Annotated in this window: 21 protein-coding genes and 1 pseudogene; 8 read left to right on the top strand and 14 right to left on the bottom strand. The window is 62.5% G+C overall.

What is annotated here, in order from left to right; all coding sequences use genetic code 11:
- Positions 1-44 precede the first annotated feature (44 nt).
- The 6 genes from BMZ91_RS00325 to BMZ91_RS00300 all read right to left on the bottom strand — a co-directional run bounded on the left by BMZ91_RS00325 (position 45) and on the right by BMZ91_RS00300 (position 6,661).
- Positions 45-836, bottom strand: a complete 792-nt coding sequence (locus BMZ91_RS00325; RefSeq protein WP_092833154.1) for a crotonase/enoyl-CoA hydratase family protein — start codon at positions 834-836, stop codon at positions 45-47.
- A gap of 28 nt (positions 837-864) precedes the next feature.
- Positions 865-1,719, bottom strand: coding sequence for a hydroxymethylglutaryl-CoA lyase (locus BMZ91_RS00320; RefSeq protein ID WP_092833153.1), 855 nt, complete (start codon positions 1,717-1,719; stop codon positions 865-867).
- Between the two features lie 54 nt (positions 1,720-1,773).
- Positions 1,774-2,442: a glutathione S-transferase family protein gene (locus BMZ91_RS00315; RefSeq protein WP_092833152.1), complete on the bottom strand. Its 669-nt coding sequence runs from the start codon at positions 2,440-2,442 to the stop codon at positions 1,774-1,776.
- A complete protein-coding gene (locus BMZ91_RS00310) occupies positions 2,439-4,388 on the bottom strand; it encodes an acetyl-CoA carboxylase biotin carboxylase subunit (protein WP_092833151.1) in 1,950 nt (649 codons plus the stop codon). The genes BMZ91_RS00315 and BMZ91_RS00310 overlap by 4 nt, the downstream gene beginning before the upstream one ends.
- An 89-nt stretch (positions 4,389-4,477) precedes the next feature.
- Positions 4,478-5,020: a thermonuclease family protein gene (locus BMZ91_RS00305; RefSeq protein WP_143076276.1), complete on the bottom strand. Its 543-nt coding sequence runs from the start codon at positions 5,018-5,020 to the stop codon at positions 4,478-4,480.
- 36 nt (positions 5,021-5,056) lie between these two features.
- Positions 5,057-6,661 (bottom strand): carboxyl transferase domain-containing protein, encoded by a 1,605-nt coding sequence (locus BMZ91_RS00300; RefSeq protein ID WP_092833149.1) that lies wholly within the window; start codon positions 6,659-6,661, stop codon positions 5,057-5,059.
- Between the two features lie 161 nt (positions 6,662-6,822).
- Here BMZ91_RS00300 and BMZ91_RS00295 point away from each other — a divergent pair, with 161 nt between their 5' ends.
- Positions 6,823-7,422, top strand: a complete 600-nt coding sequence (locus tag BMZ91_RS00295; RefSeq protein ID WP_092833148.1) for an OmpW/AlkL family protein — start codon at positions 6,823-6,825, stop codon at positions 7,420-7,422.
- Positions 7,423-7,490: 68 nt separating this feature from the next.
- Here BMZ91_RS00295 and BMZ91_RS00290 read toward each other — a convergent pair whose 3' ends face one another.
- The 6 genes from BMZ91_RS00290 to BMZ91_RS00265 all read right to left on the bottom strand — a co-directional run bounded on the left by BMZ91_RS00290 (position 7,491) and on the right by BMZ91_RS00265 (position 13,547).
- Positions 7,491-9,074: an AMP-binding protein gene (locus BMZ91_RS00290; protein ID WP_245736163.1), complete on the bottom strand. Its 1,584-nt coding sequence runs from the start codon at positions 9,072-9,074 to the stop codon at positions 7,491-7,493.
- A 184-nt stretch (positions 9,075-9,258) separates the two neighbouring features.
- Positions 9,259-10,422 carry an isovaleryl-CoA dehydrogenase gene (locus tag BMZ91_RS00285; protein ID WP_092833147.1) on the bottom strand — a complete coding sequence of 388 codons (1,164 nt, stop codon included), beginning with the start codon at positions 10,420-10,422 and terminating at the stop codon, positions 9,259-9,261.
- Positions 10,423-10,507: 85 nt separating this feature from the next.
- Positions 10,508-11,014: an RES family NAD+ phosphorylase gene (locus BMZ91_RS00280; RefSeq protein ID WP_092833146.1), complete on the bottom strand. Its 507-nt coding sequence runs from the start codon at positions 11,012-11,014 to the stop codon at positions 10,508-10,510.
- Positions 11,011-11,463: a type II RES/Xre toxin-antitoxin system antitoxin gene (gene parS / locus BMZ91_RS00275; protein WP_092833145.1), complete on the bottom strand. Its 453-nt coding sequence runs from the start codon at positions 11,461-11,463 to the stop codon at positions 11,011-11,013. Before parS ends, BMZ91_RS00280 begins: the two co-directional genes overlap by 4 nt.
- 113 nt (positions 11,464-11,576) lie before the next feature.
- Positions 11,577-12,773, bottom strand: coding sequence for a DegT/DnrJ/EryC1/StrS family aminotransferase (locus BMZ91_RS00270; protein WP_092833144.1), 1,197 nt, complete (start codon positions 12,771-12,773; stop codon positions 11,577-11,579).
- 108 nt (positions 12,774-12,881) lie between these two features.
- On the bottom strand, positions 12,882-13,547 hold the full coding sequence (locus BMZ91_RS00265; RefSeq protein WP_092833143.1) for an HAD-IA family hydrolase: 666 nt from the start codon (positions 13,545-13,547) through the stop codon (positions 12,882-12,884).
- 145 nt (positions 13,548-13,692) lie between these two features.
- Between BMZ91_RS00265 and glmU the strand changes: the two genes are divergently transcribed.
- Genes glmU through BMZ91_RS00250 form a run of 3 tightly spaced genes read left to right on the top strand, consistent with a single transcriptional unit; the run spans position 13,693 to position 17,566 of the window.
- Positions 13,693-15,048 (top strand): bifunctional UDP-N-acetylglucosamine diphosphorylase/glucosamine-1-phosphate N-acetyltransferase GlmU, encoded by a 1,356-nt coding sequence (gene glmU / locus BMZ91_RS00260; protein WP_092833142.1) that lies wholly within the window; start codon positions 13,693-13,695, stop codon positions 15,046-15,048.
- Positions 15,048-16,871 carry a glutamine--fructose-6-phosphate transaminase (isomerizing) gene (gene glmS / locus BMZ91_RS00255; protein ID WP_092833141.1) on the top strand — a complete coding sequence of 608 codons (1,824 nt, stop codon included), beginning with the start codon at positions 15,048-15,050 and terminating at the stop codon, positions 16,869-16,871. The genes glmU and glmS overlap by 1 nt, the downstream gene beginning before the upstream one ends.
- Positions 16,868-17,566 (top strand): DNA alkylation repair protein, encoded by a 699-nt coding sequence (locus tag BMZ91_RS00250; protein ID WP_092833140.1) that lies wholly within the window; start codon positions 16,868-16,870, stop codon positions 17,564-17,566. The genes glmS and BMZ91_RS00250 overlap by 4 nt, the downstream gene beginning before the upstream one ends.
- A gap of 18 nt (positions 17,567-17,584) precedes the next feature.
- Here the strand turns inward: BMZ91_RS00250 and BMZ91_RS00245 are convergent, their stop codons facing one another.
- Entirely contained in the window at positions 17,585-18,076 is a 492-nt protein-coding gene (locus tag BMZ91_RS00245; RefSeq protein WP_092833139.1) for a hypothetical protein, read from the bottom strand.
- An 85-nt stretch (positions 18,077-18,161) separates the two neighbouring features.
- Here BMZ91_RS00245 and moaA point away from each other — a divergent pair, with 85 nt between their 5' ends.
- From moaA to BMZ91_RS00230, 3 genes and pseudogenes are all read left to right on the top strand, one after another.
- Complete coding sequence (gene moaA / locus BMZ91_RS00240; protein WP_092833138.1) at positions 18,162-19,169, top strand: GTP 3',8-cyclase MoaA; 1,008 nt, start codon at positions 18,162-18,164, stop codon at positions 19,167-19,169.
- Positions 19,169-19,777: pseudogene (locus tag BMZ91_RS22035) on the top strand (3-deoxy-D-manno-octulosonic acid transferase); the annotation flags it as partial. The gene moaA and the pseudogene BMZ91_RS22035, both read left to right, overlap by 1 nt.
- Positions 19,778-20,513: 736 nt before the next feature.
- Entirely contained in the window at positions 20,514-21,557 is a 1,044-nt protein-coding gene (locus BMZ91_RS00230) for a glycosyltransferase family 4 protein (protein ID WP_092833136.1), read from the top strand.
- Positions 21,558-21,574: 17 nt separating this feature from the next.
- Here BMZ91_RS00230 and BMZ91_RS00225 read toward each other — a convergent pair whose 3' ends face one another.
- On the bottom strand, positions 21,575-22,276 hold the full coding sequence (locus BMZ91_RS00225; protein WP_092833135.1) for a DUF1223 domain-containing protein: 702 nt from the start codon (positions 22,274-22,276) through the stop codon (positions 21,575-21,577).
- A gap of 225 nt (positions 22,277-22,501) precedes the next feature.
- Between BMZ91_RS00225 and acnA the strand changes: the two genes are divergently transcribed.
- The gene (acnA, locus tag BMZ91_RS00220; protein WP_092833134.1) at positions 22,502-25,252 is read left to right on the top strand and encodes an aconitate hydratase AcnA; all 2,751 of its coding nucleotides are present in this window, start codon (positions 22,502-22,504) and stop codon (positions 25,250-25,252) included.
- Positions 25,253-25,410: the final 158 nt, after the last annotated feature.

Here is a 25,410-nt window from a genome sequence, read left to right as displayed (position 1 = left end):
CAGCTTGCGACAGGCCGACGCAGAATGCGGCCCCGGCGAATCTTTTATGTGCTGCCACTCTGCCAGCCTGGCTTGCGGCGCTCAAAGAAGGCGCCGATGCCCTCGGGGGCCTCCTCCCCGGCCCAACAGGCCGCCAGTTCGTTGATGGTATGGGCAATCACATCGGCATCAATCCGCGGCCCAAGACCGCGCAAAAGCGCCTTGGCGCGCGCCACCGCGCCGGGGGCGCAGTCCATATAGGGCGCAACCTCGGCCTCTATGGCGGCGTCAAGATCGCCCTCGGGCACGGCGCGGGCCAACAGGCCAAGCGTCACCGCCTCGCCCGCATCAAAGCGGCGCCCCGACATAAAGACCCGCCGCGCGTTGGCCTCGCCCATCCGGGCCGCCACATAGGGCCCGATGGTGGCCGGGATAAGCCCAAGGCGGGTCTCGGTCAGCGCCATCACGATGCTGTCGGCGCCAATCGCCACATCGCAGACCGAGGCCAAGCCGATTCCGCCGCCAAAGGCATTGCCATGCAACCGCCCGATCAATGGCTTGGGCAAGGTATTGAGCGCCTGCAACATATAGGCCAGCTTGCCCGCCTCCTGGCCGCGCAATGCAGGTTCGGCCTCGAATTGTTGCCGCATCCAGGCCAGATCGCCCCCCGCGCAAAAGGTTTTGCCCCGCGCCGCCAGCACAACGGCGCGACAGCTGTCATCGCGGCCCAGATCCTCGGCGGCGCTGTGCAACTCGGCGATCATCAGCGCCGACATCGCATTATGCTTGTCCGCCCGGTTCAGCCAGAGCGTCACCACACCGCGCCCGTCGCGCGTCACCTCAAGTGTCTCAAACATCGCTATCCCCTGTCTTTGCAAGCCGGTCTCATCCGCCGCGCATCGCCCGTGCCATCCCGGCCGCTTTCAAAAGCACATCTTGATCAAGCCCGGTCTCATAGCCCAGCTCCACCAGCCTCTCATGCACCGTCTCGGTGGCCACATTGCCCGCCGCCCCCGGCGCGTAGGGACAGCCTCCAAGCCCGCCCACGGCGGCATCAAACACCCGCAGCCCCCTGGCCAAAGATACCTCGATATTCGCAAGCGCACGCCCGGAGGTGTCGTGAAAATGCCCCGCCAGGTGATCCACCGGCACGACATCGCTGACCGCAGTCAACATCGCCTCTACCGCCTCCGGGCGCCCCTGACCGATGGTATCGCCAAGGCTGATCTCGTAGCATCCCATCGCCCAGAGCCGCTCTGCCACCATCGCGACCTGCGCCGGGGCCACCGGCCCGTCATAGGGGCAGTCCACCACACAAGAGACATAGCCGCGCACCCGCATGCCCTGCGCGTTCGCGGCCTCCATCACCGGCATGAACCGCTCAAGGCTTTCCTCGATCGTGGCATTGATATTGGCCTTGGAAAACCCCTCCGAGGCGGACCCGAAAATCGCAACCTCATCGGCGCCCGCCTCCATCGCATCGTCAAAGCCGCGCAAATTGGGGGTCAGGGCGGCATAGCTTACCCCTTTGGCGCGCCGGATACCGCGCAGCACCTCGCCGGAGTCGGCCATTTGCGGCACCCATTTGGGGCTGACGAAACTGGCGATCTCAATGCGACGAAATCCCGCGCCACTCAGACAGTTCACCAGAGCAATCTTTTCGCCCAGGGGAATGCGCCGTTTTTCATTCTGCAACCCGTCACGCGGGCCTACTTCAAAAATCTCAACCCCTTCGCCCATGGCGCCCACCTTTCATCTTTCCCAAAATACTCAAATCCGGCCCGCGCCCCGCGCTCAGCCCGCCCATGGCGCATAGAACGGCTGCTGATAGATCCGCGCGCTTCGCGGCCCCGGCAGGCTTGCCTGAAACCCCGGACGCTCGCTCAATCTGTCATACCACTTTTCTGTTTCGGGATAGCCCTCCAGACTTACGAAATGGCGCGCCATATAGACCGCCTGCCCGACCGCGATATCACAGGCCGAAAACCCCCCGGTCAAAAGATAATCGCGATTCTCGACCGGGGTCGACAGGCGCGCCTCGATCGCGCGATAGCATTTGGCGATCCGCGCCGCCTCAAGCTTCATGACGATCGGGCTGCGCATGGCATCCTCGTAAAGCACGATATGCTGCTGTGTCAGCGCCGCCACATGCTGGCTTACGGTTTCGGCGAAGTGCAGCCAGACGAGCCAGCCCATCCTGTCCATATCCCCCGGCGCCCGGCCAAGCCCCGCCTCTGGAAATCGCTCGCAGAGATATTCCATCATCGCCCCGGATTCAAACATCCGCTCGCCGTCGATCTCAAGCGCCGGCACCCGACCTGCGGGCGACAGGCTCAGGAATTCCGGCGCGCGCAGGGATTTGTCAAAGGCCTGTTCGACCAGCCGAAACTCGACCTCCAGCTCGTGCAACAGCCACAAAACCCGCATCGAGCGGCTTTGCGGCACATGATGCAGCGTGATCATGCCGCCGCGTCCTCTTCGGCCTCAAGACGCACAAGGGCTGCCCCGGCGCTGACCTGCTCGCCCGCCGCAACCAGTACCTCGGCCACGACGCCGTCGCGTGCGGCCAAAAGCGAATGCTCCATCTTCATGGCCTCAAGCACCGCAAGCCGGTCGCCCTTGGTCACGCTCTGGCCGGGGCTTGCAAAGACCGCCTTGACCATGCCCGGCATCGGCGCCTCGATCAGGGCGCTGTCACCGCCCGCCATGCTATCGCGTTCAAGCGGGTCGATCACCTCGAAACTCACGCCATATTGCGCGAAAACCGTGATCTGCGCACCGTGAACGGCCACTCGCGCTGCGGGTTGTCCGTCAATACGCCAGCCCTCTCCGACGCGGCGCGCCTCAACCCGCTGACCGGCGATTTCAAGGTCATGCGCCCCCGCCGCAAGGCTCTGAATCCGCACCCTGATCTCTTCGTCCTCGCTGCGCAGCACCACCTCGCGCGCCAGCGGCGCCCAAAGCGCAAAGCCGGTCTCGGGCTCTATCCTGTCCAACAGCCCACAGGCCGCCAGCGCCGCCAGCGCGACATCCTTTGGCGCCGGCTCCGGCACCACGACAAGCCTGTCGATATCGCGCGCGATAAGCCCGGTATCGACATCGCCGGCAGCAAACCCCTCATGGCGCGCCAGGGCCCCGAGAAAGGCAAGGTTGGTCACCGTGCCCGCCACCTCGGTGCCCGCAAGCGCTGTGGCCAGACGGCGCAGCGCGATGGCGCGGCTCGGGCCATGGGTGATCACCTTGGCAATCATCGGGTCGTAAAACGGGCTGATCTCATCGCCCGCCCGCACACCGCTATCGGCGCGCGCCGTCTCGGGAAAGCGCAGATGCGCCAGCCGTCCGGTCGCGGGCAAGAATCCCTTCGGCACATCCTCGGCATAAAGCCGCGCCTCAAAGGCATGACCGTTGATCGCCAGATCGCCCTGTTGCCTGGGCAAAGCCTCACCAGCGGCGACCCGCAGCTGCCATTCGACCAGATCGACACCGGTAATCGCCTCGGTCACCGGATGCTCGACCTGAAGGCGGGTGTTCATTTCCATGAACCAGAACCCGTCGGCGCGCAAACCCCGGCTGCCATCAACGATGAATTCAACCGTGCCCGCGCCCTTATAACCAATCGCCTCGGCGGCGCGCACGGCGGCCTGGCCCATGGCGGCGCGCATCTCGGGCGTCATGCCCGGCGCCGGGGCCTCTTCGATCACCTTCTGATGGCGGCGCTGCAACGAGCAATCGCGCTCGAACAGATGCACCGCGCCTTGCCCGTCGCCAAACACCTGCACCTCGATATGGCGCGGCTTCTGGATGTATTTCTCGACCAAAACCGCCTCATTGCCAAAGGCGGTTTTCGCCTCGCTCCTGGCGCTCTCCAAGGCCTCGGCAAAGTCCTGCGCCCGTTCGACAAGCCGCATCCCCTTGCCGCCGCCCCCGGCCACGGCCTTGATCAGGACAGGATAACCTATCGTATCGGCGGCCCCAGTCAGATGCTCTGGGTCCTGGTTCTTGCCGTGATAACCCGGCACCACCGGCACGCCCGCCTCTTCCATCAAGACCTTGGCCGCATCCTTGAGACCCATGGCGCGAATGGCCGCCGCCGACGGCCCGATAAAGACAAGCCCCGCCGCCTCGACCGCATCCACGAAATCGGGGTTCTCGGACAAGAACCCATAGCCGGGATGGATTGCCTGCGCCCCCGTCGCAAGCGCCGCCTCGATGATCACATCCCCCCGCAGATAGCTCTCGGCAGGGGGTGCCCCCCCGATATGCACCGACCTGTCGGCCATCGCCACATGCCTGGCATCGCGGTCAGCGTCTGAATAGACCGCCACCACCTCAACCCCCATCGCCTGCGCCGAGGCAATCACCCGACAGGCAATCTCGCCCCGGTTCGCCATCAAAATCCGCTCAAACATCGCCGTTCCTTTCGGTCGCTGCCAAGCCTGAAACTGCTGCTTCTTCTTGGCTCAAATACTCAAATCCTAAGTTCGTCACTTTTGACCCGCTAAAGCGCATCGCACCATCCCCGCCTGCGGCCTCCATCATACCATCGCGCCAACCCTGCATCGACCATGACACGACCTGCGCCCTCTTCGTCCAACGTCAAGAGAACTAGAACTCGATCGTAAAGATCGGTCCCCCTCGGCGTCGCAATAACTTCGCGTGACGTCCAGAGCTTCCAATGCAGATAATACGTCGCGGCAAGGGCCTTTCCAAATTCCTGAGGACAGCGTGCCTTTATCTCGGGCGTGTCATAGCCGAGGATACGCCCGGACACGTTCCCCTGATCCGGACAGATCATGCGCACGGTGTCGCCATCCACGACCGCCCAAACCCTGCAACCTTCACTGTTGCGCCATACCATACTGACCAAGTCGAGAGCATTTGGCCCCAAAATGAAACATAAGGCGAAAGCCAATGCCAATTTCATCCGCACACCACGTTGCGTTGGGCGAAATGGCTTTCGGCCTCGCGGGTTGGGCGGAGCACCGATATCCCATTTTGGATGCTTGCGGGCACCACGATAAAACCGAATGATGTTTCGCATGCTCAAACTCCGGGCTCCTTCTCCGCGATCATGTCTTCACATCCGAAAGACGCCAAACCGCGTCTCTTCGATCGGCGCGCAAAGCGCGGCGCTCAGGCTCAGCGCAAGCACCTCGCGGGTCTTGCGCGGATCGACGATACCGTCGTCCCAAAGCCGCGCACTGGCATAGAGCGGGTGGCTCTGTCGCTCGAACATCTCGACGGTGGGCTTTTTAAAGGCGGCCTCTTCTTCGGGCGACCATGCCCCGCCCTTGCGCTCGATCGCGTCGCGTTTGACGGTGGCAAGCACGCCTGCGGCCTGTTCGCCGCCCATCACGCTGATCCGGCTGCTTGGCCAACTCCACATGAACCGCGGCTGATAGGCGCGCCCGGACATGCCGTAATTGCCTGCCCCGAAAGAGCCGCCAACCACCATGGTGACCTTGGGCACGCTCGTGGTCGCCACCGCCGTCACCATCTTGGCGCCGTGGCGCGCGATGCCCTCATTCTCGTATTTCCGCCCGACCATAAAGCCGGTGATGTTTTGCAGGAACACCAGCGGGATTCTGCGCTGTGAGCAAAGCTCGATGAAATGCGCGCCCTTTTGCGCGGCCTCGGAAAACAGCACGCCGTTATTGGCCACGATCCCCACCGGACAGCCCTTGATATGGGCAAAGCCGGTGACAAGCGTCTCGCCAAAGCGCGGTTTGAACTCGTCAAAGCGGCTGCCATCGACGACCCGTGCGATCACCTCGCGGATATCATAGGGCGTGCGCAAATCAGTCGGCACCACGCCAAGCAATTCCTCCGGATCATAGGCCGGCTCTTCGGGGCTCGCCCAGGTCACGCTCGCGGGTCGTGCCCGGTTCAGCGAGCCAACCGCCTGACGCGCAAGGGCAAGTGCATGGGCGTCGTCCTCGGCTAGGTAATCGGCCACACCCGACAGGCGCGTGTGCACATCGCCGCCGCCGAGATCCTCGGCGCTCACCACCTCGCCCGTTGCCGCCTTGACCAGCGGCGGCCCGGCCAGAAAGATCGTGCCCTGGTCCCTGACGATGATCGTCACGTCCGACATCGCGGGGACATAGGCGCCCCCGGCGGTGCACGATCCCATGACCACGGCGATCTGGGCGATGCCCTTGGCGCTCATCCTTGCCTGATTATAGAAGATCCGGCCGAAATGGTCGCGATCCGGGAAAACCTCATCCTGATTGGGCAGGTTCGCCCCGCCGCTGTCGACCAGATAGATGCAGGGCAGATGACATTCCTCGGCGATCTCTTGGGCGCGCAGGTGCTTTTTGACGGTCATCGGATAATAGGTGCCACCCTTTACGGTGGCGTCATTGCACACAATCATGCACTCGACGCCCTGTACCCGGCCGACGCCCGCAATCACCCCCGCGCAGGGCGCGGCCCCATCGTATAGCCCATGCGCCGCCGTGGCGCCGATTTCAAGAAACGCCGATCCGGGGTCAAGCAGGTTGGCCACCCGGTCGCGCGGCGCCATCTTGCCCCGGCTGAGGTGGCGCTCACGCGCGGCCTCGCCGCCGCCTGCCGCCGCAAGCGCCGCGGCCTCTGCGACCACATCAAGGGCGGCAAGATGCGTCGCGCGATTGGCCCGAAAACCCTCTGATCCGGGCAGTGCCGATGTGCCTAGCTTCATCCCCAAAACTCCTGACTTGCCGGGCGTGCGACGCGTCGCACGCGCCCGCCTGTTGCATTTTTGCCGCATTGCAGCATGTGGTGCGAAATTTGACCCACATCAAAGTGATGCGCCCGTGCTCGACGCATTGTCCCGCTCGTAAACTCAAGAATGGAAAGACCATGAAAAAGATCACAGCCCTCACCCTCGCCGCTGTCCTTGCAAGCACCGCAGCCCCGGTTCTCGCCCAATCCCAGGGCGATATGACCCTCGGCCTCGGCGCGCATTACATCGACCCGACCGACAGCTACAGCGCCCCGTCCACCGCACGCGTGGGCGAAAACATCCGTCCGACGTTGACCTTTGAATACTTCGTCATGGACAATGTCGGCATCGAGGTTCTGGCCGCCTGGCCGTTCAAACACGATCTTCAGGCGCGCGGTGCCGGTGATATCGGCTCGACCAAACACCTGCCGCCCACGGTTTCGATTCAGTATCATTTTACCAACAGCTCGATCATGACACCCTTTGTGGGCGTCGGCCTGAACTACACCCACTTCTGGGATGAAAAGCTCGATAATGGCACCCCGGTCAGCCTTGATGATTCTTGGGGCATCGCCCTGCATGGCGGTCTTGACGTGGCCATCAGCGAGCACGGTTCGTTGCGCGCCGACGTGCGCTATATCGACATCGACACAGACGCCACAATCGGCGGTGCCTCCGCAGGCTCTGTCGAGCTTGACCCTTGGGTCTTTGGCGTCGCCTATGTCCACAAGTTCTGAGATCCCTTGAGGATACATTTTGCGGGGGCCGGTCATCAGATCGGCCCTTTTGTTATGCGGGGCAATTGTCATTGCGCCTCCTCAGACGCCGCGCGCGCCTTGAGGTCTTTGCGGATCACCTTGCCGGTGACGGTCATTGGCAAGGCATCAATAAATCCAATTTCCCTTGGATATGAATATGTTGCGAGGCGTTCTTTCACATAGGCCTGCAACTCGGCTGCAAGGTCATTTGAGGCGCTCACCCCGTGCTTCAACACCACATAGGCCTTGACGATCTCGGTTCTCACCGGATCGGGTTTGCCGACAACGCCGACGGTCGCGACGGCGCCGTGGGTAAGCAGACAATCCTCGATCTCGGCCGGGCCGATGCGATAACCGGCGCTGGTGATCACATCATCCTCGCGCCCGACAAAGCGCAGGTACTCTCCCTCCCAGATGCCGCGATCCCCGGTCAGCAGCCAATCACCCAAGAACTTTTCGGCCGTCTGCTCCGGTTTATTCCAATACTCCAACATCATAGAGGCCGATCCTCGCCTGATCGCGACATCACCCTCGCCCTGCGTCGGTGCGCCGGTTTCATCCAGAACCGCCAAATCGTGCCCCGGCACCGCCTTCCCGAGGCAGCCCGGTTCCGGGCTGAAGAGGGCCCCGCAGGAACTGGCCACCATGTTGCATTCGGTCTGGCCGTAAAACTCGTTGATTGTCAGGCCAAAGGCCCGGCGCCCCCAATCGAGCATCTCCGCGCCAAGCGGTTCGCCACCGCTGGCAATGCTGCGCAGGCCGTCAATATGACAATCCTCGGCCTTTAAAAGGCGCAGGGCCGTTGGAGGGAAAAATATATTCCTTACATTGCCTTCCCGGATGATCTTCATGCATTCTTCGGGGCCGAATTTCGCCATGCGCGCCGCGACCACCGGCACCCCGATTGTCAGCCCCGGCATCAGCACATCAAACAAACCGCCGATCCAGGCCCAATCGGCCGGTGTCCAGAGGCAATCATCGGCCTGGCCCAGAAAATCATGGCTGATCTCAACCCCCGGCAGATGCCCCGTCAGGACGCGATGTGCATGCAACGCGCCCTTGGGGGCGCCGGTGGTGCCGCTGGTATAGATCAGAACGGCGGGATCCTCCGCGCCGGTTTCGAGCGTGTCAAACCGCCCGTCCGGCAACGCACAGTCTTCGGGCACCAGGGCCTCGACCTGCGCCAGACCCGCCAAAAGCCCGACACCCTCGGCGTCGGTGACAATCACCCTTGCGCCGGCATCCCCGACCCGGCTGGACAGGGCATCATGCTTGAAGAGTTTGAACAAGGGTATTGAAATCGCGCCGATTTTCCAGATCGCGATATGCGCCGCGGCGCACCAGGCGCCCTGAGAGCGCAGCACACCAACACGATCACCGCGCCCCACGCCGCGCGCCACAAGCGCAAGCGCCAGCCGGTCGGCCATCTCGCGCAGGTCGGCATAGGTTATATCGCGCGGGCCTTCCCCCGAGAGATCGACAATCGCCACCCGGTCGGGCGCGCGTGCGGCCCAATCGTCGCACGCCTGCACCGCCATGTTAAGCTGCGGCGGAATATCCCAGGAAAAGTCGTCATAGAGCGGGCCATAGGGCGCCTGACGCAGGCTCGGTCGCATCACTGTCACAGTCATCCCTCCTCTTGCGGTCGATTGGCATGGGCAAGGCGACCATCCCAATAGGTCCCTTCCCGGTGGCGGCACCCGCTCATCGCAACGGTCGTATGCCCGCCCGGCGTTGCCTGCATGCACTGTTCAGCCGCCTTGCCCGCACGGCCCTCACCTCCGCCCGCACGAATACAGGCCGCGACCGCGCGTTTCACCCCATCGCCCCCATCAACTCGCGACCAATCAGCATGCGGCGAATCTCGGACGTGCCGGCCCCGATTTCCATCAGCTTGGCATCGCGGAACAGCCGCCCGACGGGCGCGTCATTCAGGAAGCCGGCGCCGCCCATGGCCTGCACCGCTTGATGGGCCTGTTTCATCGCCTCTTCCGAGGCATAAAGACAGCAGGCGGCGGCGTCCTGACGGGTGACATCGCCACGATCGCAGGCCTTGGCGACCTCATAGACATAGGCGCGGGCCGAATTCATCGCCGTGTACATATCGGCGATCTTGCCCTGCATCAGCTGAAAGCTGCCAATCGGTTTGCCGAATTGCTTGCGCTCGGCCAGGTAGGGCATGATTTCGTCCAGACAGGCGGCCATGATGCCGGTGCCGATGCCCGCAAGCACCACGCGCTCGTAATCGAGCCCCGACATGAGCACGCGCACACCGCGCCCCTCTTCGCCAAGGATGTTTTCAAACGGCACCTCGACATCGTCAAAGATCAGCTCGGCGGTGTTGCTGCCGCGCATGCCAAGCTTGTCGAAATGCGGGCTGGTTGAAAAGCCGGCCATGGATTTTTCGATCAAAAAGGCGGTGATGCCCTTGCTGCCGGCCTCGGGGTCGGTCTTGGCATAGACCACGAGGGTATCGGCATCCGGGCCGTTGGTGATCCAGTATTTGCTGCCATTGAGCTTGAAGTGATCATTGCGCTTTTCCGCGCGCAGCTTCATCGACACAACGTCGCTACCGGCGCCCGCCTCTGACATGGCAAGCGCGCCGACATGGGTGCCCGAGACCAGACCGGGCAGGTATTTCGCCTTTTGCTCGGGCGTGCCGTTGAGCTTGATCTGATTGACGCAGAGGTTGGAATGCGCGCCATAGCTCAGCGAGACAGAGGCCGAGGCGCGGGCGATTTCCTCAACCGCGATCACGTGCGCGAGGTAAGACATGCCGACGCCGCCGAATTCCTCGGGCACGGTGATGCCCAAAAGGCCAAGATCGCCCATTTCTTTCCAGAGGTCGTTGGGAAAGGCGTTGGTCGCGTCGATCTCGGCCGCCATCGGCCTGACGCGCTCCTGCGCCCAGCGATGCACCATCTCGCGCAGGGCATTCACATCCTCGCCCAGATCGAATTGCATGACTGCGTTGAACATCGCCCTCTCCCTCTTGTCCCGGATTTATTGAACGCTTGTTCATTTTATAGCCACAAGTCTCGATTCGGGTCAACAGGCTTGGATGTCAGGCCCTCGTCGCGTTCAGTCTCGGGTCCAGAACAAAGTCGCTCTGGGTCAGGTTCTGAAATGTCTCGGGCACCATCGGGGCCAGAAAAATAAGGTTCCAGCTTTGCCGCGACACCGCCGAGGGGATCACGATGATGCCGTGTTTCTGCAATTGCTCTGCACCCCAGGCGCGCCGCTCGGGTGCGGCGTTATTGGGGTCAAGCCACTCGGCCTCGGGGATATCACCGGGCGCAAACACCTTGATGCGCGCAGGCTCAGCCACCTGAAAGGCGGTCATCACATGCGGTTGTGTGTCGAGCACGCGAAAGCCCTTGTGCACCGCCACCTCAAGGATCGCCGTGCTGGGATCAAGCGCGCAATAGACCGCGCGCGTGCCCACCGGGTTCCAACGGCCGCCGGCCTGAAATGCGCCCTCGCCGCCAGCCCATGTCGGCGCGTGCTTCGCCCGATCAAGCCGATGTGCCCAGACACCGCCCCCGCCCAAGACCTCGGGTAGTGGCGTCACAGATAGACGCCGTAATCAATCTGGCGCAACACCCGGTCGACAAGCGCCGCGCCGATGAAAGTATCCAAAAGATCGATCGGGCGCTGCCCGTCAAGCGCCATCTGCTCGCCGCGCATCCAGTCAAGCGCCGCCTCGCGTCCGCCGAACACATCCTCGGCCCGCGTCAACAGGATCGCGAACAGCACCAGTTGCGAGCTGACCCCGCTCGACAGCGGGCGCTCGGCCCCCTTGAGGCGCTTGAGCTGCGAGACGCTGATCGCGAGGATTTCGGCCCATGTCCGATCAGGCAATTCGGCCAGAGCGGCGCGAAAGCTTGCCAGCATTTTCGAAGGCAGGCCCTTTTCAATCTTGCGGTGCACATCGAACGCGGTGCGCGGCGCCGGGCCCTTGCGGTCGAGGTATTTCCAGGAATGCTCAAGTTCTTCGCGGCTGGCGATGTCGAACGGCATGGCGGCACCCTAACTTTGTACCGGCGGCGCAGAGCGCGCACGGCACGGTTTGGATGACCCTGAATAGGGTGGGGTCATTTGAGCTAATCAAATAGTCCAAATTATCCAGAAAGTCAAGCGCGCGCCTGAAACACCGCCCCCACCTCGGCCCGGATGATCCGCGCGATCTGGGCGCAATCCTCAAGGCTGAAGGTCAGCGGCAGGCGCATGTCGATGATCCCTCGCAGGATGCGGTCACTGGCGGCCATCGGCGTGCTTGGGGCATAGCGCCAGCTGTCATAGCGGCTGGTAAAGCCGGAGGGTTCCGCACCACCGAACCACTTGAGCTCGACTCCGCGATCAAGACAGCGTTTCAGCACCTCGGCGACCGCGGTTTCGCTCCAGTCCAGCAACAGGAACTGAATTGACGAGCCGACAATCGTTTCTGCTGCGGGTCGCTCGACCACCTGCAAGCCCGGCGTGCCGCGCAAGCCGTCCTCGACCAGGCGGTAGCGGGCATTCCATTTCTCGCGCTGCGCATCAAGCGCGCGCAGTTGCGGGCGCAAGATCGCCGCACGCAGATGATCCATCCGCCCCGACACATTGGGGGTGTCGTATTTCACCCGCTCAAAGACCTCGTCGGGGGGCACGGTGCCATTGCGGTCATAGAGCATGTAAGACCCCGACAGAAGGATCGCGCGCGCCGCCACCTCATCGTCATCGGTGACAAGAAAGCCGCCCTCGCCGGAATTCATGTGCTTGTAGGTCTGGGTCGAATAACAGCCGACCTTGCCCCAGCGACCCGAAGCGCGGCTTTTCCAGGCGGCGCCCATGGTATGGGCGCAATCCTCGATCACGGTGATACCGGCCGCATCGCAAATCGCCATAAGCCGCTCCATATCGCAGATGTGGCCGCGCATATGGCTGAGCATAAGCACATTGGCCTGACCGGCCTTGGCGGCCAGATCGTCAAGATCAATCGTCAGATCCTCGGTGACGCCGACAAAGACCGGCACCGCGCCGACACTGGCAATCGCGCCGGGCACCGGGGCGAGCGTAAAGGCATTGGTCAGCACCTTATCACCGGGTTTCACCCCGATGGCACGCAGGGCGGTGCCCATGGCATAGCCGCCCGAGGCCACTGCAAGCGCATAACGCGCCCCGGTATAGGCGGCGAATTCCTGTTCAAGCAGGGCCACCTCGCCGGGTTCGCCGCCCACAAGGTTATAGCGGTGCAAGCGCCCGCTTTTCAGCACCTCAAGCGCGGCCTCGATCCCGGCCTCGGAGATCGGTTCCTGCTGGGTGAACTTACCTTTGAATACCTCTGTCATAGGATATGTTTTGGGCCGCAAGGGCGCGCGGGTCAATGGGGTCCATACATCAGCCGCCGCTTGTTCAGGAAATCCGAAAGCCCGCTATCGTATGTCGAAAAAGCGCCCCTAGCCGATCAGGCGGGTCACCACACCGGCCAATTCGTCATAATGGGCAATTGTCGCCTCTGGGGCCAGCTCGGTCACGCTGGCGCCATTCGGCCCGAAGGTCACGAGCACCGAGGGCACCCCGGCGGCGCGCGCGGTGTCGCGGTCGGTCACCGTATCGCCCACCAGCAACGAGCGCGCCGGATCGCCACCGGCACGGCGCACGGTTTCGCGCAGGTGTTCGGGATCGGGTTTGCGGATCGCAAGCGTATCGGCGCCGGTGAGGGCGTGAAAGGTTTCCAGAACGCCAAGCCGCCCCATTAAAAGCCGCGCCAGCCCCTCGGGTTTATTGGTGCAGATCGCGACGCCATAACCGGCCCGGCGCAGCCCCTCGACGGCGGCCATTGCGCCGGGGTAAAGCGTGGTATGCACATCAATCGCACCGGCGTAAGCCTCGAGCAGAAGCGGATAGTTGCGGTCGATCTCGGCGGTGTCATCGGGGCGGCCCAACCTCTCAAGCCCAAGCTTGAGCATCGCCCGCCCGCCGCGCAGAGCCGTGCCCGCATCGCGCACCGGATCAAGCAAGTCGCCCTCGCCCATCGCCCGAAAGCAGGCATTGGCCGCCGCGACGAGATCGCCGCTGGTGTCGGCCAGGGTGCCATCCAGGTCAAAAACAACTGTGCGCATCGGCCCTCTTTCCTTTGTGTTCAGCCCATTGGCAGGTTTCCGCCCACGGCTGTGACACCGCGCAGCCTTGACTAGGGGAGTGCACCCTTGCACACGGCTGCCAACCCGATAGAACGGGGGCGCCTAAATTACAAAGAGAATTCATATGACAACCGCTTTGATCCTTCTTGCCGCCGGCAAGGGCACCCGCATGAACTCTGATCTGCCCAAGGTTTTGCACCATGTTGCGCAGGCGCCGATGCTGGTCCATGCCATGCGGTCCGGTCAGGCGCTTGCCCCCGATCACACCATTATTATCGCAGGTCATGGCGCCGAAAAGGTAAGCGCGGCAGCGCAGGCGTTTGACGCGAGCGCAAAGGTGGTTTTACAGACCGAACAGCTTGGCACCGCCCATGCCGTGGCCCAGGCCGCCCCGGCGCTTGCGGATTACGCGGGCGATGCGCTTGTGCTTTATGGCGACACCCCCCTGATCCAGCCTGAAACGCTTGAGAAAATGGCGGCGGCGCGGGCCAATCACGATGTTGTCGTGCTCGGCTTTGAGGCCGCCGATCCGGGGCGCTATGGCCGCCTGGTCATGGACGGCGACAGCCTTGAGCGGATTGTGGAATTCAAGGACGCCAGCGAGCAGGAACGCGCGATCCGCCTGTGCAACAGCGGTGTGGTGATGGTTTCGGCGCCGCTCTTGTTCGATCTGATCGCCGCGGTCGGCAATGACAATGCCAACGCGGAATATTACCTGACCGACATCATCGGCATCGCGCGGGCGCGCGGCCTTTCGGCCACCGCCGTGACATGCGACGAATCCGAAACCCTTGGCGTCAATTCGCGCACCGAACTGGCCCAGGCCGAGGCCGCTTTTCAGGCCCGCGCCCGTGCCGCCGCGCTGGAGCTTGGCATCACCCTGCCGGCGCCTGAAACCGTGCATTTCGCCTTTGATACCCATGTGGGGCGCGACACGGTGATTGACCAGAACGTGGTCTTTGGCCCCGGTGTGACGATTGAATCCGGCGTGCATATCCGCGCCTTTTGCCATCTTGAGGGCTGTCATGTGTCGCGCGGCGCGGTTGTAGGGCCCTATGCGCGCCTGCGCCCCGGTGCAGAACTGGCCGAGGACACCCGTGTTGGCAACTTCGTCGAAATCAAGAATGCGGTGATCGGCGAGGGCAGCAAAGTCAACCACCTGAGCTATGTCGGGGATGCCGAGATTGGCACCGAGAGCAATATCGGCGCGGGCACGATCACCTGCAATTACGACGGGGTGATGAAGCATCAAACCCGCATCGGCAATCGGGTCTTCATCGGCTCGAACACCATGCTCGTGGCGCCGGTCAGCCTGGGCGACGAGGCGATGACCGCCTCGGGCTCTGTCATTACCGAGGATGTTGACACCGGCGGGCTGGCGATTGCGCGGGCACGCCAAACTGTTAAGTTGGGCATGGCACGCAAACTTATGGACATGCTGAAAGCCAAAAAAGCAAAACGCGACAAGGGGGTTATCTAATGTGCGGTATCGTAGGGGTTCTCGGCGAGCACGAGGTTGCCCCCATTCTTGTTGAGGCCCTCAAACGGCTTGAATATCGCGGCTATGACAGCGCCGGGATTGCCACTATCGAGAACGGACAGCTTGACCGCCGCCGCGCGGTCGGCAAGCTGGTCAACCTGTCGGATCTTCTGGTTCACGACCCGCTCGCGGGCAAGGCCGGGATCGGTCACACCCGCTGGGCCACCCATGGCGCGCCCAATGTCGCCAATGCCCATCCGCATCGCGCGGGACGGGTGGCGGTCGTGCACAATGGCATCATCGAGAATTACCGCGAATTGCGCAGCGATCTTGCGGCCAAGGGTATCGGTCATGAAACCGATACCGACACGGAAACCGTTGCTCTTCTGGCGGATCACTTTCTTGGTCAGGGTCACGATCCGATCAGCGCCGCGCGCGCCACGATTGCCCGCCTTGAGGGCGCCTATGCGCTGTGTTTCCTGTTTGATGGCGAACCCGATCTTCTGGTCGCCGCGCGTAAAGGCAGCCCGCTGGCCATCGGCCATGGGACGGGGGAAATGTATGTGGGTTCTGACGCCATTGCGCTTGCCCCGATGACCGATCGCGTGACCTATCTTGAGGAGGGTGACATGGCTGTTGTCACCCGCTCCAGCCTATTGATCACCGATGAGAACGGCGCCCCGGTCAGCCGCGAGGTCCGCACCATCGAGATCGACAGCACCCGCGTCGACAAAGCCGGGCACAAGCATTTCATGGCCAAGGAAATCGCCGAACAACCCGCCGTGATTGGCGGGGCCCTTGGTCATTACCTAAGCGAGGATGGCCGCCAGATCACCCTGCCCGGCGAAGACATTGATTTCACCGCCATAAATCGTTTCACCATGGTCGCCTGCGGCACCGCCTATTATGCCTGTCTGACGGCAAAATACTGGTTTGAACAGATTGCCGGCCTGCCGGTCGAGGTCGATATCGCCTCGGAGTTCCGCTATCGCGAACCGCCCGTTACGCCGGGCACTGTCGCCCTTTTCGTAAGCCAATCCGGCGAGACCGCCGATACCCTGGCGGCATTGCGCTATTGCTCGGGTCGCACAGATGCGATTGTGTCGGTGGTCAACGTAGCCGAAAGCTCGATCGCGCGCGAAAGCGATCTGGCGCTGCCGATCCATGCCGGGGCCGAGATTGGCGTCGCCTCGACCAAGGCATTCACCTGTCAACTTACCGTGCTGTTGCTATTGGCGCTCAAGGCGGCGCAGGCGCGCGGAATGATCAGTGATGAGCGGCTAGCAGATCTGCTGTCGGCGTTGCGCTCATTGCCCGCGACGCTGAACACCGCGATGGAGCGCGACGAGAATTTCAAAACCGCCGCACGCCTGCTTTCGACCTCTGATAACGCGCTGTTTCTGGGCCGCGGCCTGATGTATCCTTTGGCACTTGAGGGCGCACTTAAGCTAAAGGAAATCAGCTATATACACGCCGAAGCTTATGCATCAGGCGAACTTAAACATGGCCCCATCGCGCTGATTGATGAAAACATGCCGGTGATCGTTATGGCGCCTTGTGATGCGCTCTTCGACAAGACCGTCTCCAACATGCAAGAGGTGATGGCGCGCGGTGGTCAGATCATGCTGATTTCCGATGCCAAGGGGGTGGCGGATGCGGGCGAAGGTGTCTGGCAAACGCTGACGATGCCGATGGTTGAACCAATCCTGTCGCCGATTCTTTACGCGCTGCCGGCACAGCTATTGGCCTATCACACCGCCGTCGCCAAAGGCACGGATGTCGATCAACCCCGCAACCTTGCTAAATCGGTCACTGTGGAATGACCGCCTTGCCGCAATCGGGCGAGCAGGCGCTTGAGATGCTGCGGGCCCAAGGCGACACCGCGCGCGCCAAAGGGCTTGCCGAACATCACAAGGTGCCACGCGAGTATCTCGGTGTGGCCAACGGCGCGCTTGGCGATCTGGCGCAGGCGTGGCGGCAGGGGCTTGATCTGTCTACCCGCCTCTCGCTTGCGGATGCGCTCTGGAAAACCGATATCTTTGAGGCCCGCATCACCGCTGCCAAGCTTTTGACCCAGGCGCGCATTCGCCCCGATGACGGTGCGGTCTGGGATATGATCCTGTCCTGGATGGCCGATTTCGACAGTTGGGCAATTGCCGATCAGGTCATGACCGCCGCACAAAAGCGGCTTGTGGCCGATCCGTCACGGATTGAGACCGTCGCCAGTTGGACCACATCTGATGATCACTGGATCAAACGCGCGGCGATGATCATCGCCCTGCCCTTTGCCAAGCAAAACCACCCCTCCGAAACCGAGCTTGCCATTCGCGTCCGGGTTCTGGGCTGGGCGGCGACCTATGTGCAGGATGCCGATTGGACCTTGCAAAAATCGGTTGCCTGGTGGCTGCGCGACCTGTCCAAGCATGATCCCGAGCGGGTGCAATATTTCCTGTCAAACCATGCCAAACACATGAAACCCTTTGCCCGCAAAGAGGCCGCGAAGTTCCTGACAGAATAGGAACGTCTCTATCGCGCCTTACGGCAATTGAAACACCCGTACCTCCGGCAATCCGGTCAGCGGCGCCTCCAACAGGCGAAACGCCGCCAGCGACATCCGGCTGCCCGCGCCTTCGGCACCGCCAAGCGGGATAAGATCGACCGCAGCCGATTTGCCGGTGGCGCCATAATCCACCCGCCCCTTGGCCGGTGCCTTGACCAGCGGCGTCTTGAGCCAGAACCCCGGCTCTGACGGTGCCCCGAGCGAGGCAATCGTGATACCCAAATCCTTGGCGCCTGACGTTTTCGGCGCGGCGGCGGCGGCGCGTTCGCTGGCGGTGGTGGTATCAAGCGCCGCTGGCGTTTGCGGCCCCGTTACCGGCGCGCGCGGCGCCGATTCGGCGGCAATCTCCCCCTCTTCACCCGCGCCCTCTGGCGGCGGGGCCTTGCCCCATGGCGGCACTATACGCTCGACTTGCGCGCAACCGCCCAAGGCAAGAGCTAAACCCATAATCGCAACGGCATGTCTCATATGTCCACCATATCCCCCCGACAATCGGGCTTCAACGGACAACATGACCCTTGCCCCTCTGGCCCCGCGCGCCTAGATTCCCCTCATGACAGCACCTCTTATTGATCCCTTCCAGCGCGCGATTAACTATTTGCGCGTCTCCGTCACAGACCGCTGCGATTTTCGCTGCGTCTATTGCATGTCGGAGAACATGACGTTTCTGCCCAAGAAAGAGCTGCTCACGCTGGAAGAACTTGATCGCATGTGCTCGACCTTTGTCGGCCTTGGCGTGGAAAAGCTTCGCATTACCGGCGGCGAGCCTTTGGTGCGCAAGGGCATCATGACCTTTTTTGACGCGATGACCCAGCACCTTGACAGCGGCGCCCTGAAAGAGCTGACGCTGACCACCAATGGAAGCCAGATGGAACGCTTTGCCGATGATCTCTATGCGGCGGGCGTGCGCCGGGTGAATATCTCGCTCGATACGCTGGACGATAAGAAATTCGCCGACATCACCCGCTGGGGCCGCCTGCCGCAGGTGATCAAGGGCATTGATGCGGCGCAAAAGGCGGGACTTCGGGTCAAGATCAACACCGTTGCCCTCAAGGGCTTTAACGAGGACGAGCTGTTCACTTTGCTCGACTGGTGCGCCAGCCGCGATATGGACCTCACCTTTATCGAGGTGATGCCGATGGGCGATATCGGCAATGAGGACCGGCTTGACCAATACTGGAAGCTGTCGGATCTGCGCTCCACCCTGCGCGAGACCTATACGCTGACCGACCTGCCCGAGCGCACGGGCGGCCCGGCGCGTTACGTGAGGATCGAGGAAACCGGCCAGAAAATCGGCTTCATCACCCCGCTCACCCATAATTTCTGCGAAAGCTGCAACCGCGTGCGCCTGACCTGCACCGGCGAGCTTTACATGTGCCTCGGCCAGGAGGATATGGCCGATCTGCGCGCGCCCCTGCGCAACAATCCGGGCAGCGACGCGATGCTGCAAGACGCCATTCGCGCCGCCATCGCGCTCAAGCCCAAGGGCCATGATTTCGACTATTCTCGCCAGGGCGTCGATGGCCGGGTGTCGCGCCACATGAGCCACACCGGCGGCTGATGCGCCGCGCCCCTGCGCCCCTGCCTCTTCGGGTCTATAGCGCGGCGGCAAACCTGATCGCGCCACTGGCCTATGCCCGCGTCAAGGACAAGCTGGCGGCGCAAGGCACAGATCCCGCACGCCTGCCTGAACGGATGGGGCGGGCCAGTGTCAAACGCCCCAATGGCCTGCTGATCTGGTTTCACGCCGCCTCTGTCGGCGAAAGCCAATCGGTACTGCGACTGATCACCCATATGGGCGAGGCACATCCCGACTGGTCGTTTCTGATCTCCTCGGGCACCGCCAGTTCGGCGCAGGTGATGGCAACCCGCCTGCCCGCGCGCACCATCCATCAATTCGCCCCGCTCGATGCGCGTCGCGCGATTGACCGCTTCCTTGCCCATTGGCGCCCCGGCGCGGCGATCTTCGTGGAAAGCGAGCTTTGGCCGCAGATGCTGATGCGCACCCAGGCCGCCGGTATTCCGATGGCGCTGATCAATGCGCGGATGTCGGATCGCTCGGCCCGCCACTGGAAACGCGCCCCGAAAACCGCGCGCCACCTTTTGGGCGTCTTCACCCAGATTCATACACAAGACGCGCGCACCACCGCGCATCTGCATGATCTGGGGGTCAGCCATGCCGCGACCGGGCAGACCCTCAAATCGCTTTCCGGCCCGCTGCCGTTTGAGACGGACGAGAAAGACCGCATGCAGCGCCTGATCGCCGGGCGCGCGGTCTGGCTTGCAAGCTCGACCCACCCAGGCGAGGATGAGGTGATGCTTGCCGCGCATAAGCGCCTCCTGCGCCAGACCCCGGATGCGCTTTTGATCCTGGTGCCGCGCCATCCCGAACGCGGAGCCGGACTTGAGACCCTGATTGCCACCTCTGGCCTTAACGGCACGCGCCGCGCCATTGGCGGCCAGATCACCGGCCAGACCCAGGTTTACCTTGCCGACACTCTGGGCGAGACCGGGCTTTGGCACGCGCTCTGCCCGCTGACCTGTCTTTGCGGCACCTTCACCCCTGTCGGCGGTCATACCCCTTACGAGCCCGCCTGTGCCGGCTCGGCCATCCTGCACGGCCCGCTTTACGCAAATTTCGCCGAGACCTATCCCACCCTTGACGCCTCTGGCGCGGCGCTTGAGGTCGCGGATGAGACGGCCCTTGCAGAGACTCTGATACCGCTGCTTGCGGATCACGCGGCGCTTGACGCCATGCGTGAGCGCGCCCGCGCCTTTGCCCTCGCACAGGACAATACCCTAGATCAGATCACAAGCGACCTGATCGCCGCCCTTGGCCTTGAGGACAGGCAATGCCCCTGACTTTCATCTTTCCAAAAATACTCAAATCCGACAGTCCCGCCCAATGCCCGATCTGATCGTGACCAATTTCAACCGCAATTTCACCGGCGTGTCGGCCACGACGGCGGCTGTGGTGCGCGCGCAAACCGGCCGCTATGACATGGCGCTTGCCGGGGTGGCCCTGCCCGGTTGCCCGGCCCCGATCAGCCGCGCCAAGGCGTGGGCCCTGTCGCGCACCCCGCCACAGGGCCGCCCCTTCACGATCTGGCACGTGCGGCGCAACACGGAGATGCGCGCGGCGATCTGGGCGCGCGACGTGCTCGGCCTGCCGATCCGGATTGTCTTTACCTCGGCCGCACAACGCAGGCATTCGCCCCTTCCCCGCTGGCTTATCGCGCGCATGGATGCGGTGATTGCCACGAGTGAGGCCGCCGCCGGTTTCGTCCCGCATCTGCGCGCGGTCGTTCCACATGGCGTGGATTGCGCCCGCTTTTCCCCCGCGCCCGAGCGCGCCGCCGCCTGGGCGCAAACCGGCTATGGCGGCAGTTTCGGCATCGCCACCATTGGCCGCATTCGTCCCGAAAAGGGCAGCGACCGCTTCGTCGCGGCGATGATCCGGCTGTTGCCCCGCCACCCCGGCGCCACCGCGCTTTTGATTGGCCGCGCGGCCAAATCGGACCGAGGGTTTCTTGAGGGGTTGAAACAGAAAATCGCGGCGGCGGGCCTGGGCGATCGTATCCTCTTTCCCGGCGAGGTGGCGTCCGAGGCCCTGCCCGCCCTGATGCGCGCGCTGAGCATGATCGTGCAACTGCCGCGCTATGAGGGCTATGGCATGGTCCCACTGGAAGGCATGGCAAGCGGTGTGCCTTTCGTCGCCACAGATGCCGGGTCTTACCGCAGCTTGTCCTGTGATGGTGCCTGCGGTGTGATCGTGCCAGAGGATGCCCCGGCCGAGACCGCCGCCGCCATCGACCGCATCCTGAGCGACACCCAGGCCCATGGCGCCATGGCCCGCGCCGCGCGCTCGTGGGCCGAAACCCGGTTCAGTATCGCAGCCGAGGCCGACGGCATCGGTGCGGTCTATGATGCCCTGTGGTCAGACAGCTAGAGCGCGTTCAAGGCGCCCTAAGGCAGTTCGACCGCCGCCTCGATGGTGCCGAAATCGGGGTATTGCAACAGCACCACCAGCGGCTCATCGCCGCTGACCTGGGTGTCAATCGCCAGCGGCTCGCTGCTGTCCCAAACCGTCAGTTGGGTCATCTCGGTGACGATATTTGAATATTCCAAAAGCTTTCCGGCGTTCTCGCCACGCTCAATCGCGACGGTCGCCTCGGGCCGATAGCGCAGCAGTTGCACCAGCATCGGCATGTCGTGCGCCACATCGGTCCTGGCGGTGATACGCAGGACACTGCCATCGCGGGTGGCCTTCAAAACGATATCATCGGCGTCAGAGCGGTGTTTCTCGATAAGCTCGGTTACATCGCGCGGTCGGTTGCCGACCACGTGATCGGTGCCGTTGATGATCATTTGCGGTGTATAGATCATGCGGCGCCCGCCGGATTTGGCATAGCCGCGTTGACGGGCGGTATATTCGGGCTTGGCAAAGATGTCGGCCCAGCCGATGTAATCCCAGTAATCCACATGCAATGAAAGCGCGATCACATCATGGCGCGCGGCCAGTTGCTGCATGAACTCATCGGCCGGCGGGCAGGACGAACACCCCTGCGAGGTGAACAACTCGATCACCACGGGGCGGTCCTGGGCTTGCAACGAGACCGGCAGGCAAAACATCAGGACGGCGGAAAGGATGGCGATGATTTGTCTCATAGTCTCTGCCCGAGCTTAAGTCTGTTGGATTTCATGCTATCATACCTAGGCCCGCAAGCCGAGAATAACCAATCAAGGTTTCGAGAGACCAATATGAAATATTGAAATACCGTAGAATTGTGTGCAATAGTATACAAAAGAATGCGCGCCCCTCTTGATCGAACTCCGCAAATCGGTCAGAAGCAGGGCAAATACTTCCTCATCACTCGTGAAAGGACGGCTCAAATGCCCATTAGCGTCGGACAAGACAGCTCGAATACCCGTAAAACCCTGAAAGTTGGCGACCAATCTGTCGCCTATTATTCGATCAAGGCCGCCGAGGCCGCCGGTCTGGGTGATTTCTCCCGCCTGCCTGCCGCGCTCAAGGTGGTGCTTGAAAACATGCTGCGATTTGAAGATGGCAAGACTGTCACCACCGATGACATCAAGGCGTTTTCCGAATGGGCCGACAATGGCGGCCGCGCCAACCGCGAGCTGGCCTATCGCCCGGCGCGGGTGTTGATGCAGGATTTCACCGGCGTTCCGGCGGTTGTCGACCTTGCGGCGATGCGCGACGGGATCGTCGCCCTTGGCGGCAAGGCCGAACAGATCAACCCGCTCAACCCTGTCGATCTTGTGATCGACCACTCGGTGATGATCGACGAGTTTGGCAATCCGCGCGCCTTCCAGATGAACGTCGACCGCGAATATGAGCGTAACATGGAGCGTTACCAGTTCCTCAAATGGGGTCAGGGCGCGTTCAACAACTTTCGCGTTGTGCCCCCCGGCACCGGCATCTGTCACCAGGTGAACCTTGAGTATCTGGCCCAGACCGTCTGGACCGATACCGACCAGAACGGCGATACCGTTGCCTATCCCGACACGCTTGTCGGCACCGACAGCCACACCACCATGGTGAATGGCGCGGCGGTGCTTGGCTGGGGCGTTGGCGGGATCGAGGCCGAGGCCGCAATGCTTGGTCAGCCGATTTCCATGCTGATCCCCGAGGTTGTCGGATTCGAACTGACCGGCCGCATGATCGAGGGCACCACCGGCACCGATCTGGTTCTGAAAGTCGTGGAAATGCTGCGCGCACAGGGCGTTGTCGGCAAGTTCGTTGAATTCTATGGCGCGGGTCTTGACCACCTGCCGCTGGCCGATCGCGCGACAATCGCCAATATGGCGCCGGAATATGGCGCCACCTGCGGCTTTTTCCCGATCGACGATGAGACCCTGCGCTATCTGCGCAACACCGGCCGCGAAGAGGCCCGCGTGCAGCTTGTCGAGGCCTATGCCAAGGAAAACGGCTTCTGGCGCGGCGCGGATTACGCACCGATCTATACCGACACCCTCAGCCTTGACATGGGCACCATCGTACCGGCGATTTCCGGCCCCAAACGCCCGCAGGATTACGTGGCGCTTGATAAGGCATCGGATGCGTTCTTTAACGTGGTGTCGGAATATCGCGGCGAAGATCAGGGTCAGTCCGCCGAGGACATGGCCTCTGAGGGGCCTGCGCCCGACACCCTGATTGACCCGCGCAAGTCGCAAAAGGTCAAAGGCGAGGACTATGAGCTTCGCGACGGCTCGGTGGTGATTGCCTCGATCACGTCGTGCACCAACACCTCGAACCCCTATGTGATGATCGGCGCCGGTCTTGTGGCGCGCAAGGCCGCGGCCCTGGGTCTTAACCGCAAGCCCTGGGTGAAAACCTCGCTGGCCCCTGGTAGCCAGGTCGTCAGCGCCTATCTTGAGGCCGCCGGCCTTCAGGAAGACCTCGACAAGATCGGCTTTAACCTTGTCGGCTATGGCTGCACCACCTGCATCGGCAACTCTGGTCCGCTGCAATCCGAAATCTCGGACGCGATTTCCGAGGGCGATCTGATAGCCACTTCGGTCCTGTCGGGCAACCGCAACTTTGAAGGCCGCATTTCGCCCGATGTACGCGCCAACTATCTGGCCTCGCCGCCGCTCGTGGTGGCCTATGCCCTGGCCGGTGACATGAATATCGACCTGGCCAACGACCCCATCGCGCAAACGCCCGAGGGCCGCGATGTCTATCTCAAGGATATCTGGCCGACCACGAAAGAGATCGCCGACCTGGTTGAGCAGACCGTCACCCGCGAGGCGTTCCAGTCGAAATATGCCGATGTCTTCAAGGGCGACGACAAATGGCAGGCGGTCGAGACCTCGGAAGGCGAAACATACGATTGGCCTGCACAATCGACCTATGTGCAGAATCCGCCCTACTTCAAGGGCATGTCGAAAGACCCCGGCACCATTTCCAACATCGAAGGCGCGCGCGTTCTGGCATTGTTGGGCGATATGGTCACCACCGACCACATCTCGCCTGCCGGGTCGTTCAAAGACTCAACACCTGCCGGCAAATACCTGACCGAGCGTCAGGTGCCGGTGCGCGAATTCAACTCTTACGGGTCGCGGCGTGGCAACCACGAGGTGATGATGCGCGGCACCTTCGCCAATATCCGCATCAAGAACGAAATGCTCGATGGCGTTGAAGGTGGCTATACGCTCGGGCCGGATGGCGAACAGACCTCGATCTTTGACGCCGCCGAGGCCTATCAGGCGAACGGCACCCCGCTGGTGATCTTCGGCGGCGAGCAATACGGCGCCGGGTCGTCGCGTGACTGGGCCGCCAAGGGCACTGCCCTGCTTGGCGTCAAGGCGGTCATTGCCGAGAGCTTTGAGCGTATTCACCGCTCGAACCTGGTTGGCATGGGCGTGATCCCGTTCGAATTCACCGGTGGGGACAGCCGCAAGACGCTTGGCCTTAAAGGTGACGAAAGCATCTCGATCTCGGGCCTTGATACCATCAAGCCGCTTCAGGAGGTGCCCTGCACCATCACCCATGGCGATGGCACAGTCAAAGAGATCACGATCAAGTGCCGGATCGATACCGCCATCGAGAAGGAATATGTCGAACATGGCGGCGTGCTGCATTACGTGCTGCGCAACCTGGCCAAATCGGCGGCCTGATCGCCACAGATATGAACGCCAAAGGGCGGCCCCTTGCCGGGCCGCCCTTTTTCATTCTGCGCAAGATTGCGCCGACCAGTCTGAATTTGCGCCAGTACCCGCCGCTGCTCTGCGCCTGACGCAAGCGTGAGGACATTCCCCCTTTCAATCGTGCCTGA

Origin of the sequence: Roseovarius lutimaris, from assembly GCF_900115165.1 — a bacterium.
In the GTDB taxonomy this organism is placed as follows: Bacteria; Pseudomonadota; Alphaproteobacteria; order Rhodobacterales; family Rhodobacteraceae; genus Roseovarius; species Roseovarius lutimaris.
Note: the sequence above shows the minus strand (reverse complement) of the source record. Positions and strands in the feature narration are given on the sequence as shown.